Raw genomic sequence first — 12690 nt, forward strand, 5'->3', positions numbered from 1 at the left:
GGGTGCCGGTGAGCAGGCGACGGCGAGGCCGTCAGACCGTCTCGTCGCGGAACACCGCGCGCACGATCCGGCCGATGCCGTCGCGGCCCGGGGCCACTTCCCACTCGTCGCACACCGCGTCCACCAGCAGCAGCCCGCGGCCGTTGACCTCATGGGTGCCGCTGTCGCGCATCACCGGGCCCTCGCCGACGTTTCCGTGGTCCTCGACCTCGATACGGACTCGTACGCCGTCCCGCCGGACGGAACAGATGACGGTCGGGCTCGTCGTATGACGCACGGCATTGGTGACGAGTTCACTCACCAACAGAGCGGCCGTATCGCAGGCGTCCAGCCCGCATCCGCGCGCGGTCAGATATGCGCGCGCACGGCGCCGGGCCTCGGAAACCGACGCGCCGCATGCCAGCAGTTCGAATGTGCAGCCGTCGGCACGGGGGCGGGGCGTACGGGAAGCGGAGCCAATGCCGGGAGTAGTCAGACGGGAACTCACGGTATCGGTGGTAGGTGAACCCACAGCGGAGATTCCTCTCCATCGCGTGTGCGTGAACGTGGTCACCTGGCCACTATGCGCCCCGACGCGCTCAGTGGGCAAGGTTAATCTTGATAATTTCACCGAGAAGGCAATCGAGGTGTGGATATCACTGAGGGGGTGGCACACTTCTCCCATGGACTCGGTGAGAGGAGCCGGGGCGTGACCGCTGCGCAGTCGTCGGGCGGCTCGACCGTTCGGCTGATGGTGCTCGGCAGACGATTGCGCGACCTGCGGGTCGCCGCCGGGAAGTCGTTCGAGGACGCCGCCGTCGTCCTCGACGTGGCTCCTCTGACGATCCGACGCATGGAGCTGGCCAAGGGCAAGTGGAAGCTCCCCTACGTCAAGACGCTGCTGGAGGAGTACGGCGTCCCGGGCGACGAGGCCAGGACCTTCCTCGCCCTCGTCCGCGAGGCCAACCAGCCCGGCTGGTGGCACCGTTACCGGGACGCGCTGCCCACCTGGTTCAGCGGTTACGTCAGCCTGGAGGAAGAGGCCAGCCTCATCCGGGCCTACGAACCCCACTACATCCCCGGCCTGCTCCAGACCGAGGAATACGCGCTGACCGTGCTGCGGGCCGGCCTCCACGACGCGGAGGAGAAGGCCGCCCAGGAGGTCGAGCGCCGGGTCGCCGTCCGCAAACAGCGGCAGCAACTGCTCACCTCCGCGAATCCGCCCGAATTGTGGGTGGTCATGGACGAGACCGTGTTCCGCCGTCCCATGGTGCCCGCCGAGATCATGCGGGCCCAGATCGACCGCCTCATCGAAGCGGCCGAACAGCCGAACATCAAGCTTCAGGTGATGCCTTTCGGCATCTGCGCGCACGAGGGCATGTACGGGTCGTTCCACATCTTCCGATTCCCGCACGAGGAGATCTCCGACATCGTCTATGTCGAGAATCTCGTCGGCGCCGTCTATCTCGACGAGTACGACGATGTCACGACGTTCCAGGAAGCCCTGGACCGTATGTGCGCCCACGCCCTGCCAGTACAACGCACCGGAGAATTCCTCGGTGCCATTCGCAAGGAGCTCTAGGCCAGTGAATCGCATACACAACGCTGTTCTCACGCTGGGAGCGGAAGGCTGGCACAAGCCGTGGAGCGGGAGCAACGGCGGCAGTTGCGTGGAGGTCCGCAGGCTTCCCGACGGCCGTTACGCGGTCCGCCAGTCCACTGATCCGGAAGGTCCCGCGCTGATCTTCACGCAGATCGAACTCGACGTCTTCTCCCAGGGCTGGGAGGCTGGACAGGCCAGCCTCCCGGTTTCCTGACGCTCATCACTTACTTAACGCAGGCGTACTCAGGAGGAACAGCGGATGCCCGACGACATGGCCTGGACGCGGCGGCCTGCGAACTACGAGCCGCCCGAGATCGACACGAGCGTCGCGCACTCGGCACGCGTGTACGACTACATTCTCGGCGGCAAGGACAACTACCCGCTGGACCGCGAGGCCGCCGAGCAGATGCTGAGCGGCTGGCCCAGTCTGCGGATATCGATGCGTGAGAACCGTAAATTCATGCACCGGGCCGTCCGCTTCATGGCCGAGCAGGGCATCGACCAGTTCCTTGACATCGGCACCGGCATTCCGACCTCGCCGAATCTCCACGAGGTCGCGCAGGGCGTCACCCCGAGCGCGCGCGTGGTCTACATGGACAACGACCCGATCGTGCTGGCCCACGCGGGCGCCCGGCTGACCAGCACGCCCGAGGGCCGTACCGCCTACATCCACGCGGACATGAAGGACCCGGCGGCGATCCTGGGCTCGGCCGAGCTGGCCGAGACCCTGGACCTGTCCCGGCCGGTCGCCCTGTCGATCATCGCCGTGCTCCAGTTCGTCACGGACGACCAGAAGGCGTACGACCTGGTCAAGCAGTACGTGGACATCCTGCCGTCCGGCAGCTACCTGGCGATCTCCACGGTCACCACCGACTCCAGCCCGAAGCCGATCGGGGGTGTCGTCGCCGAGTACACCAAGCGCGGCATGCCCGCCCGCAACCGGACCCACGCCGAGGTGCTGCCCTTCTTCGCGGGCCTCGACCTGGTCGAGCCCGGTGTCACCCTCGTCCACAACTGGCGCCCGGACCCGGCCGCCGAGGGCACGGTCGACGACTCGCAGGTCGCGATGTACGGGGGAGTGGCGTACAAGCCGTAACGGCTCGTACGTCCTCGGCTCGTACGTCCTCGGCTCGTACGTCCTCGGCTCGTACGTCCTCGGCTCGTACGTCCTTGGCTCGTACGTCCTCGGCCGGTGCAGGTTCCCGCGCCGATACCCTCCCGCGCCGATACGTTCCGCGCGGATGTGTCCCGCCCGGCCGCTCCCTGAGCGGCCGGGGGGACGGTGACGCCGACGGCCGCCGATGAGGCGCCGCGGCCCCAGCGGGACAAGGTTTCCCGCCACCCAAGACGGCGCTCCCGACGATAACCACAGGTCGGCGGGGCGCGCGGGCGTGGCCGGAAAATGCGGTCCATCCTCTTGACGTGACGCGCGGCAAAGTCCACAGTGCTCGTTAATGCGCATTACTAATGCGCATTAACGAAGGAGGAGCACAGGTGGACGAACCCAGGAAGCGATCCCGGCCGGGCCGGGCGCCCTCGCCGACCGGGCGCACGTCACGGCCGCGCCAGGCGGAGGTCGCGCGGCTCGCGGGCGTCTCGCAGGCCACGGTCTCGCTGGTGCTCGGCGGCAAGCGGGAGGGTGTCGCGATCTCGGAGGAGACCCGGCGCAAGGTGCTCGACGCCGCGCGCAGCCTCGGATACGTCCCCGACCCGGCCGCCCGCAGGCTGGCCGCCGCCCGCAACGACCTGCTGGGCGTCTTCAGCTTCACCGCGACCTTCCCCACCGACGTGCAGCACTCGTACTACCCGTTCCTGGTGGGCGTCGAGCAGGAGGCCGCCGCGCGCGGCTACGACCTGGTGCTCTTCACCGGCTCCAGTTCCGGCGGCGCGGGGGCCGCCGGACCCGAGGCGCTGAGCCGGGTCCGGCTGGCGGACGGCTGTCTCTTCCTCGGCCGTCACGCGCCCGCGCAGGAGCTGAGCCGCCTGGTCGGCGACGGCTTCCCCGTGGTCCACATCGGCCGCAGGGACGAGCTGGAGGGCCTGCCCTGGGTCGGCGCGGACTACGTCAACGCCACCCGTGAGGTCGTGGCCCGGCTCGCGGAGCTCGGCCACCGCCGGATCGTGCTCGTACGCGAGGACGACGAGGCGCCCGCGTCGACCGACCGTGAACACGGCTTCCTCAAGGGCCTGGAGGCGGCCGGGCTGCCCGGCGGCCCCGCGGCCGTCTTCCGCTCGGCGGCGCCCGAGCGCGAGCTGACGCCCGAGCGGCTGCGCGGCTGGCTCGCCGAGGGCGTCACCGCATTCGTCGCCGAGGAGACCGACACCGGCAGCGCGTGGCGGGCCCTGCGCGGCGCCGCCCGCGCCGCCGGGATCGAGGCCCCGCGCGACGCCTCGCTCGCCCTGCTCGGCAGCCCGCCGCCCGACCTCGCGGGCGAGCCGGTGCCCACCGGATTCGACATCCCCCGGCCGGAGTTGGGCGCCGCGGCCGTCCGCATGCTGGCCGCCCTCGTGGAGGGCGAGGACATCGCGGCGGCCACCGAGCCGCTGGTGGCCTGCCCCTTTCGGCCGGGCGCCAGCGCGGGACCGCCTCCGGCGCGGCCCCGGGACCCACGCCCATGACCCCCCACCGGCCCTGCCCGCCGCCCACGAGCCCTCGCGCCGGGGAGCCGGTGCTCGGCGGCCTGCTCGCCGTGGGCCCTCGCGCCGGGGGCCCGGTGCTCGGCGGCCCGCTCGCCGCGAGCCCACGTCCCGGGGGGCCGGGGTCTTTGGGGGCGGAGCCCTTAACGGGCGAGGGCCCCGCGGCCGGTCGGCGTCAGGGCACGTGGCCGTAGGGCGTCCTCGGCGAACCGGACGCCGGAGGGTCCGGGGTACCGGGCAGAGCCGTCATCCGACGCACCGCGCAATCTTTCGACAGCACCGCCGCAGGCGGTACGCACCACCTCAAGGAGACTCGTGAAACCCGGACCGGACATTCTCATCGTCGGCGGCGGCCTCGGCGGCGTGGCGGCGGCACTCGCCGCGTGCCGCGCCGGGCGCGGCGTCGTACTGACCGAGGAGACCGACTGGATCGGCGGCCAGCTCACCTCGCAGGCCGTCCCGCCGGACGAGCACCCGTGGGTGGAACAGTTCGGCACCACCGCCTCGTACCGCCACCTGCGGGAATCCATCAGGTCGTACTACCGCCAGTGGTACCCGATGCGCTCGGAGGCGCTGGCCCTCACCGAGCTGAACCCCGGCGCCGGACGGGTCAGCAAGCTCTGCCACGAGCCGCGCGTCGGCCTCGCCGTGCTGGAGTCGATGCTCGCGCCGCACCTCGCGTCCGGCCGCCTCACGCTGCTGACCGAGCACCGCCCGGTCGCGGCGGCGGCCGAGGACGACACCGTACGGTCCGTCACGGTGGAGAGCCTGCGCGACGGCAGCCGCCGCACCATCGCGGCGCGGTACGTGATCGACGCGACCGAGACCGGCGAACTGCTGGAGCTGGCCGGTGTCGAACACGCCGTCGGCGCCGAGTCGCGCGACGAATTCGGCGAGCCGCACGCCCCGGAGACCGCCGACCCGCTCAACCAGCAGGGCATCACGGTGTGCTTCGCGCTCTCGCACCACGAGGGCGAGGACCACACCATCGACAAGCCCGCCGACTACGAGTTCTGGCGGGACTACCGCCCCGACTTCTGGCCGGGCCCGCTGCTCGGCTTCCTCGCCCCCGACCCGCGCACGCTCGAAGCGGTGCCGCGCACCTTCGTCCCCAACCCCGACCTCGACCCGCTCGACGTCAACGCCGACCAGTCGGAGGACGCGGGCGACAAGGAGCTGTGGGGCTTCCGCCGCATTCTGGCCCGCCGGTTGCACCGGCCCGGCGCCTTCGACTCCGACATCACGCTCGTCAACTGGCCGCTCAACGACTACTGGCTCAAGCCGCTGATCGGCGCGGGCCCCGAGACCTCGGCCCAGGCCGTGGCCGAGGCGCGGCAGCTGTCGCTGTCCGTCCTGTACTGGCTCCAGACCGAGGCGCCGCGCGCCGACGGCGGCAAGGGCTTCCCCGGCCTCAGGCTCCGCCCCGACATCACCGGCACCGCGGACGGCCTGGCCAAGGCGCCGTACGTCCGCGAGTCCCGCCGGATCAAGGCCGTCACCACCATCACCGAGCAGGACCTCGCGATCGACCTCGTCGGCCCGCACGGCGGCACCACGTACCGCGACTCGGTCGGCGTCGGCGGCTACCGCATCGACCTGCACCCGTCCACCGGAGGTGACAACTACATCGACATCGGCTCCGTGCCGTTCGAGATCCCGCTCGGCGCGCTCATCCCGCGCAGGGTCCGCAATCTGCTGCCCGCGGGCAAGAACATCGGCACCACCCACATCACCAACGGCTGCTACCGGCTGCACCCGGTGGAGTGGAACATCGGCGAGGTCGCCGGTGCCCTCGCCGCCCACTGCCTCGCCGAAGGCGTGGAACCGCACCGGGTCCAGGCCGAGGACAAGCGGTTCGACGCGTTCGCCGCCGTGCTCGACCGCGCCGGGATCCAGCGCCACTGGCCCGACGTGCGCGGCTACTGAGCGGGACCTGCCGCCCCCAAGGGAGAACGGCCGGACGGAAGCAGCTCCACCTGCCCCGCCCGGCCCACCGCCCGCGTATTCGCCAACACTGCACAAGGAGGTGCCCAGACCATGACCACCCACCGTATCCGCGTCGGCATCGACGTGGGCGGGACCTTCACCGACGCCGTGGCCGTAGACGCCGCGACCCTCGAACTCCGGGGGCAGGTGAAAGTGCCCACCAGCCACCACCACGAGGACGGCGTAGCCCACGGCATCGTCGAAGCGCTCGACCGCCTGCTGGAGCAGACCGGGAACGCCCCTGAGGACGTCGCCTTCCTGGCCCACGGTACGACCCAGGCTACCAACGCCCTCCTGGAGGGTGACGTCGCCACCGTCGGCCTGATCGGCATCGGTACGGGTCCGGGGGCCGCGTTCACCCGTCGGCTCGCGTCCTTCCGCAACCTCGAACTCACCCCCGGCAAGCGGCTCCCGCTGCACTACGCCCATGTCGCCGACCCCGATGACGCGGCCGATGTGCGCAGGGCCGTCGACGAGGTCGTACGGGAAGGCGCCGAAGTCCTCGTCGCCAGCCAGCCGTTCAGCGTCGACCGCCCCGAGGGCGAGGAGGCCGTGCTCGAAGCGGCCCGCGGCAAGGGCCTGCCGATGACGGCGGCCCACGGGATCACCTCGCTGTACGGACTCCAGAAGCGGACCCGTACCGCCGTGGTCAACGCCGCGATCCTGCCGCGCATGCTCGCCACCGCCGACCTGGTCGACGCGGCCATCACCAAGGCGGGCGTCACGTCCCCGCTCATGGTGATGCGCTGCGACGGCGGCGTGATGTCGCTGGACGAGATGCGGCGCAGGCCGCTGCTGACCGTCCTGTCGGGACCCGCGGCCGGCGTCGCGGGCGCCCTGATGCAGGAGCGGATCAGCGAGGGCCTGTTCCTGGAGACCGGCGGCACCTCGACCGACATCAGCGTCGTACGGCGCGGCAAGGTCGCCGTCCGGCACGCCACGATCCTCGGCAAGACGTCCTATCTGTCCGCGCTCGACGTGCGGACGGTCGGCGTCGGCGGCGGGTCCATGGTCAGGATCAGCGGCGGTACGGGCGGTACGGGCGGTACGGGCGGTACGGGCAGGACCGGCGGCTCCGGCGGCTCCGGCCGGAAGGTCACCGCGGTCGGACCGCGCAGCGCCCACATCGCGGGCCTGCCGTACGCCTGCTTCGCCGACCCCGACGACCTGCGCGACGCCGCGCTCGCCACGGTCAGCCCGCTCGCCGACGACCCCGCCGACTACGCGGTCCTCGACGCCGCGGGCGGCCGGTTCGCGATCACCATGACCTGCGCGGCCAACGCGCTCGGCCGGGTCCCCGAGGGCGACTTCGCCCGCTCGGACCAGGAGACGGCCAAGGCCGCGCTGGCGCCGCTGGCCGCCGCGCTCGGCGTGGACGTCGCCACCGCCGCGACCCAGGTGCTCGACGCCGGTACGGCCCAGGTGAAGGCCGTGGTCGACACCCTGATCTCCGAGTACCGCCTGGACAAGGACAACGCCGTCCTGGTCGGCGGCGGCGGCGGCGCCGCGTCCGTGACACCGCACCTGGCCGTCGTCTGCGAACGCGAGGGCAGGATCGCCGCCCACAGCGAGGTCATCAGCCCCATCGGGGTCGCCCTCGCGCTGGTCCGCGAGCAGATCGAGCGGATCATCCCGGGCGCCGGACAGGAACAGATCCTGGCCGTACGGGCCGAGGCGGAACGCGCGGTCGTCGCCCAGGGCGCCGCCGCCGACGGCGTCGAGGTCGAGGTCACCGTCGACCCGCAGACCAGCACCGTACGCGCGGTCGCCACCGGCGCGACCGAACTGCGTACCCAGGACCGGGCCCACCGCGCCGACGACGGGGAACGGCTGCGCGCCGCCGCCGCCAGCCTCAAGGCCGACCCCGCCGAGGTGCGGGTGCTCGCGGGCACGCCCTCGCACACCGTGTACGGCACGGAGCTGCGCCGCCGGTACCGCGCCACCCGCCACCCGGTGCGGGTCGTGGACGCCGACGGAGTCGTCCGGCTGCACTCGCCCGACGCCCGCGTCGAGACCACCACGGCGGGCGCCGCGCCCCAAGTCCTCGCCACGCTCGTGGACGAGGTCACCTCGTACGGCGACGGCGGGGTCCGCGCGCCCGCGCTGCGGCTGCTCATCGGGTCCCGGATCTCCGACCTGTCGGGCGTCGTGGAACCCCAGTCGCTGCTCGCGCTCGCCCGCAGCGAACTGAGCAGCCGCGCGGCCGACGAGCCGGTGGTGGCCGTTGTGGAGGCACGGACATGACGGCATCCGTCCTGACCCGTACGCCCGACCTGGCCGCGCTGCGCCGCCTCGCCGACCTGGACGACGTCGAGTTCGGCGTGCGGCTGCTCGCGGGCACCCCGACCCACGAGGGCCGCGACCCCGCGCTGCTGCGTCAATGGGCCCGCGCGGCAGCCGAGTTCGGTGCCGCGCTCGCACCCGTCGCCTGCGTGGCGGACGTCGTGGAGAGCGACGGCGGCCTGGAAATGGGCCTGTTGGCGCGCTACACCTCGCGGCCCGACGCCATCGAGCTGTTCACCGACACGATCGCGGCGGCCGACGGCCTCGCGGAGCGGCTCGGCTGGCGCGACTGGTACCCGGCCGGTTCCGTCCGCGCCGCGGCCGTCGCCCACGAGGCCGCGCACGCGCGGCTCCACCACGGGCCGGCCAAGGCCGAGTTGAGGCGCACGCTCGGCCATGTCGTGCTGCGGCTCGGCAGCCGCCGCTGGTACGGGCACGTCGCCGGCGCCGACGAGATCGCGGCGCACGCGTACGCCCGTACGGTCTGCGGTCTCGGCCGCAGTCCGCTGCTCCTGACGGCGGCGCTCGCCGAGTGGGTGACCGCGTCGCCGCAGACACGCGCCCCTGGGGCGACCACCCCGCAATCACGTACCCCGCAAACACGTACCCCGCAATCACGTACCCCGCAAACACGTACCCCGCAAACACGGACCCCGCGGAGACGCACACCGCACGGAAGAGAGAAGTGACGCCATGGGTGTCGTCATTCTGCTGATCATGGCGGCGGGTGTCGCCGCGATGCTCACCCGCAAGCTCCCCACGGCCTTCGCACTCATCCTGCTGGCCGTCGCCATCGCCCTGGTCTCCGGGGCGCCGCTGACCGGCAAGAACAGCGTGCTGGACACGGTGCTCCAGGAGGGCGCCCCGGCGCTGGCCGCCACCATGATCGCGATCCTGCTCGGGTCGTGGCTCGGCAAGCTGCTGGACGAGACGGGCATCGCGGGCACCCTCGTCCGCAAGATCGTCGAATTCGGCGGCGACCGGCCCGTGGTGGTCGCGCTCGGCGTGCTGGCCGTCTCCACGCTGGTCGGCACGGTCACCGGCTCGGCGCCCGCCGCGATGCTCGCGGGCATCATCGGCATCCCCGCGATGATCGCCGTCGGCATCCCCAAGGCCACCGCCGCGGGCACGATCCTGATGGGCATCGCCGCCGGCATGCCGTTCGAACTGCCCGTCTGGCAGTTCTTCTCCACGGCGCTCGAACTGCCCGTGCACACCGTGCGCGGCTTCATGATCAAGCTGTTCCCGTTCGCGCTGGTCGCCGCGGTCCTCTTCGTCCTGATCGAGAACCGCCGCAAGGGCGTCGAGCACTCCTGGTCCCTCAAGTCGGTGGCCGAGCGGCCCGGGCCGAACTCCGGCACGCGCCGCAAGCAGCTCGGCGACGCGCCCTGGTACGCGCTGTTCACCCCCGCCGTGCCGCTGATCCTCGCGCTCGGCTTCGACATCGCGATCATCCCGTCGCTGCTGGCGGGCGTGCTCTACGCCCTGGTCACCACCACCCGGCCGCGCGAGATGAACAAGCGGCTGCTGCGTACGCTCTACGCCGGATTCGAGGTCGCGGCGCCGCCGATCACGCTCTTCATCTCCATCGGCATCCTGCTGGCCGCGGTGAAACTGCCCGGCGCGGTCGACGCGCTCGAACCGCTGGTGAAGGCCGTCAGCCCGCAGAACGCCGTGCTGTTCGTCCTGGTCTTCACCGTGCTCGTGCCGCTGTGCCTCTACCGCGGGCCGCTGAACGTGTTCGGTCTCGGCGCGGGCATCGCCGGGGTCCTGATCGCCGCGGGCGTGTACCCGGCGATCGCCGTCCTCGGCCTGACCACCTCGTACAACCAGGTCTTCGGCGTCGCCGACCCGACCAGTACGCAGACGGTCTGGGCCGCTCAGTACGCGGGCGTCACCCCGCAGACGGTGATGGTCCGCACGCTGCCGTACGTCTGGTGCGTCGCGCTCGGCGGCTTCTGCGTCACGGCCGTGCAGTACCTCTGAGCGGCTCGTCCGCGTTCCTTCGTACGTCCCGTACTTCCTTCCCGCTTCCCGCACTTCCCGCTTCCCGCACTTCCCGTACTTCTGCCCTTTCCGACATCCCTCCGGGACGGAGTTCCCCATGTCAGAGCAGCAGAACCCGCAGAGTCCGCAGAGCCCGAGCCGTCGCGTCATCCTGCGCGGGGCCGTCGCCACCTCCGCCGCCCTCGCCGTGGGCACGACGGCGGGCACGGCGACGGCCTCGGCCGCCACCCCCGGCGGATTCCCCGACTACCGTTACGTCAAGACCCTTCTGACGCCCTCTCAGCTCGCGTATAACCCGACCGGCGAGATCATCTTCCCGTGCATACGCGGCACGGTTGGCCGCCTCACCGCGCCCCTCGGCCGCTACTACCTCTACTACGCGCCGCACGACGCCCCCGGCGGCGTCTGCCTCGCCTACGGCGACCACATCGAGGGCCCGTTCACGGAGTACGCGGGCAACCCGGTCGTCTCCCGCACGTGGTCGCCCCACTACTCGGTCAGCCATGTCTCGTCGCCGCACGTCATATGGGTCGAGGGCGCCAAGGAGATGTGGCTCTACTTCCACGGCGAGAACACCACGACCCGGCTCGCCCGGTCCAAGGACGGCATCCACTTCACGTACGACAAGGTGGTCCTGTCGACCTCGATGCTGCCGTCCGGCACCACCGAGACCTCTTACGCCCGGGTCTTCGCCCACGAACTCCCCGCGAAGAACGCCCACTTCGTCATGCTGTTCATGCTGAACAACACCACCAACCACCGTGACATCGGCTGGGGCTGGTCGGCGGACGCCCGCAACTGGACCTTCTCCCAGACGCCCCTCATCCGCCACACCGACGTCGGCGCGGGCGACGTCGGCGGCCCCCACCTGCTCACCCGCGACGGCAGCGCGTACGTCACCTACAACAAGGACAAGGCGCACGGCGGCGACCTGATGATCACCGAGGTCGGCAACGACTTCAGCCTCCGCAAGCACCTCGGCGTCTTCTTCAACTCCTCCGACGGAGCCCCCGACAACGGCCGCAGCGCCGCCCCCAGCTTCGGCACCGAGAACGGCGTCCCCTACATGGTCTACGAGTCCGGCGAACGCCTGGCCGGCAAAATCGCCGTAGCCCGCGGCTGACCCCCGCCCCCCACCCGCCCCCACCCCGAACCGAGCCCGGCCCCGACGCACATCACGCCGGGGCCGGACTCGCCCGGTCACCGCCCAGCATCGTGGCCGCGGCAGATGGCTGATTCGCGTGAGCATCGTGGACGCTCTGATATCGCGTCCGTACGCTGGGTGGTCAACTCGGGGAACGTGCAGGGGGGGCGAGGTATGGACAGTACGTGGGACGCGGATCCGCAGGCGCGGCTGGCCCGGCGGATCGGGAGGGCGCCGTCCGAGCTGGGCACCACGGGGGGCCGAGACGGATGTCCCGACATCTGGGAGCTCGACAACGGGGATTTCGCGGTGATCGGCCGCGATCTCACGTCGGTCTACGCCGAGGGGCTGCCCGAGGACGCGGTCATCGGCGGCGGTGAACGACTTGTCGTCATTCCCCGCGCCACGCTGCTGGCCGCCAAGACACACATCCCGGATGAGTGACCTGCTGGGTGCCTCGCACGGCGTGCGGCTGGGGCTGGACGCCTACCGGGCGGACTTCCGGCGCAGGGATTTCGCTGTTGACGGCTGTGATTCCTGGAAGTTGGAGCGTCGCCAGGATTTCCGCGAGCCGGGTGATCCGAGCTGGAACGCCTTCACCCAGGGAGACTGGGAGGGGGCGCTGCGGCTGATCGAGGCCCAGCGGGAAGAACTGCTCGACCTGTCCCGCCTGGCTGCGAGCCATGGCTGCCGCCTGCTGCGCGTCCGCGCGGTGGAGTTCCCGCTCACCGCTTACCTGCGATGGGAGTTGAACCTCCTGCGTGTGCGGGCGGAGTGCGGTGAGCTGATCCGCGTCATCGGACCCGAGCACCTCGCGGAGTACGAGCACGAGGGCCCGGTTCCCGAATTGGTCACGCTCAACGACGACACGGTGTACGAGATCCTTTACGACGCCGACGGCGTACTGGAAGGGGCTGTGCGGTACCTCGATCGGGGAACGAGGGATCGTGTCGCGGCGCGGGTCGAAGGGCTGTACGCGTCGGGGGAGGACATCGGCACGTTCTTCGCCCGCGAGGTCGCCGATCGCACGCCCCCGACGGGTGTCTGAGCC

General features: G+C 71.3%; 12 protein-coding genes. 11 read left to right on the forward strand and 1 reads right to left on the reverse strand.

What is annotated here, in order from left to right:
- Positions 1-31: 31 nt before the first annotated feature.
- On the reverse strand, positions 32-664 hold the full coding sequence (locus tag ABZX65_RS08175; RefSeq protein ID WP_355336171.1) for an ATP-binding protein: 633 nt from the start codon (positions 662-664) through the stop codon (positions 32-34).
- 24 nt (positions 665-688) lie between these two features.
- On the opposite strand from ABZX65_RS08175, the gene ABZX65_RS08180 reads away from it, so the two are divergent.
- The 11 genes from ABZX65_RS08180 (at position 689) to ABZX65_RS08230 (ending at position 12687) form a co-directional block, all read left to right on the forward strand.
- Positions 689-1561 (forward strand): helix-turn-helix transcriptional regulator, encoded by an 873-nt coding sequence (locus ABZX65_RS08180; protein WP_355336173.1) that lies wholly within the window; start codon positions 689-691, stop codon positions 1559-1561.
- Positions 1562-1565: 4 nt separating this feature from the next.
- A complete protein-coding gene (locus ABZX65_RS08185) occupies positions 1566-1796 on the forward strand; it encodes a DUF397 domain-containing protein (RefSeq protein WP_355336175.1) in 231 nt (76 codons plus the stop codon).
- Positions 1797-1841: 45 nt separating this feature from the next.
- Positions 1842-2678 (forward strand): SAM-dependent methyltransferase, encoded by an 837-nt coding sequence (locus ABZX65_RS08190; RefSeq protein WP_355336177.1) that lies wholly within the window; start codon positions 1842-1844, stop codon positions 2676-2678.
- Between the two features lie 398 nt (positions 2679-3076).
- A complete protein-coding gene (locus ABZX65_RS08195) occupies positions 3077-4201 on the forward strand; it encodes a LacI family DNA-binding transcriptional regulator (protein WP_355336178.1) in 1125 nt (374 codons plus the stop codon).
- Between the two features lie 333 nt (positions 4202-4534).
- On the forward strand, positions 4535-6145 hold the full coding sequence (locus ABZX65_RS08200) for an FAD-dependent oxidoreductase (RefSeq protein ID WP_355336180.1): 1611 nt from the start codon (positions 4535-4537) through the stop codon (positions 6143-6145).
- A gap of 111 nt (positions 6146-6256) precedes the next feature.
- Complete coding sequence (locus tag ABZX65_RS08205) at positions 6257-8449, forward strand: hydantoinase/oxoprolinase family protein (protein WP_355336182.1); 2193 nt, start codon at positions 6257-6259, stop codon at positions 8447-8449.
- Positions 8446-9177 (forward strand): hypothetical protein, encoded by a 732-nt coding sequence (locus ABZX65_RS08210; RefSeq protein ID WP_355336184.1) that lies wholly within the window; start codon positions 8446-8448, stop codon positions 9175-9177. The genes ABZX65_RS08205 and ABZX65_RS08210 overlap by 4 nt, the downstream gene beginning before the upstream one ends.
- A gap of 4 nt (positions 9178-9181) precedes the next feature.
- Positions 9182-10474, forward strand: a complete 1293-nt coding sequence (locus ABZX65_RS08215; protein WP_355336186.1) for a transporter — start codon at positions 9182-9184, stop codon at positions 10472-10474.
- Between the two features lie 118 nt (positions 10475-10592).
- The gene (locus tag ABZX65_RS08220) at positions 10593-11618 is read left to right on the forward strand and encodes a hypothetical protein (protein ID WP_355336188.1); all 1026 of its coding nucleotides are present in this window, start codon (positions 10593-10595) and stop codon (positions 11616-11618) included.
- A 195-nt stretch (positions 11619-11813) separates the two neighbouring features.
- Positions 11814-12083 (forward strand): hypothetical protein, encoded by a 270-nt coding sequence (locus tag ABZX65_RS08225; RefSeq protein WP_355336190.1) that lies wholly within the window; start codon positions 11814-11816, stop codon positions 12081-12083.
- A complete protein-coding gene (locus ABZX65_RS08230; protein ID WP_355336192.1) occupies positions 12076-12687 on the forward strand; it encodes a DUF6879 family protein in 612 nt (203 codons plus the stop codon). Before ABZX65_RS08225 ends, ABZX65_RS08230 begins: the two co-directional genes overlap by 8 nt.
- The last annotated feature ends 3 nt before the right edge of the window (positions 12688-12690 follow it).

Origin of the sequence: Streptomyces sp. NPDC003300, from assembly GCF_040610915.1 — a bacterium.
In the GTDB taxonomy this organism is placed as follows: domain Bacteria; phylum Actinomycetota; class Actinomycetes; order Streptomycetales; family Streptomycetaceae; genus Actinacidiphila.

Coding starts and splice junctions, on each gene's coding strand:
- ABZX65_RS08175 (WP_355336171.1), bottom strand. CDS start 664: ATGGGAGAAGTGTGCCACCCCCTCAGTGATATCCACACCTCGATTGCC.
- ABZX65_RS08190 (WP_355336177.1), top strand. CDS start 1,842: ATGCCCGACGACATGGCCTGGACGCGGCGGCCTGCGAACTACGAGCCG.
- ABZX65_RS08205 (WP_355336182.1), top strand. CDS start 6,257: ATGACCACCCACCGTATCCGCGTCGGCATCGACGTGGGCGGGACCTTC.
- ABZX65_RS08210 (WP_355336184.1), top strand. CDS start 8,446: ATGACGGCATCCGTCCTGACCCGTACGCCCGACCTGGCCGCGCTGCGC.
- ABZX65_RS08215 (WP_355336186.1), top strand. CDS start 9,182: ATGGGTGTCGTCATTCTGCTGATCATGGCGGCGGGTGTCGCCGCGATG.
- ABZX65_RS08220 (WP_355336188.1), top strand. CDS start 10,593: ATGTCAGAGCAGCAGAACCCGCAGAGTCCGCAGAGCCCGAGCCGTCGC.
- ABZX65_RS08225 (WP_355336190.1), top strand. CDS start 11,814: ATGGACAGTACGTGGGACGCGGATCCGCAGGCGCGGCTGGCCCGGCGG.
- ABZX65_RS08230 (WP_355336192.1), top strand. CDS start 12,076: ATGAGTGACCTGCTGGGTGCCTCGCACGGCGTGCGGCTGGGGCTGGAC.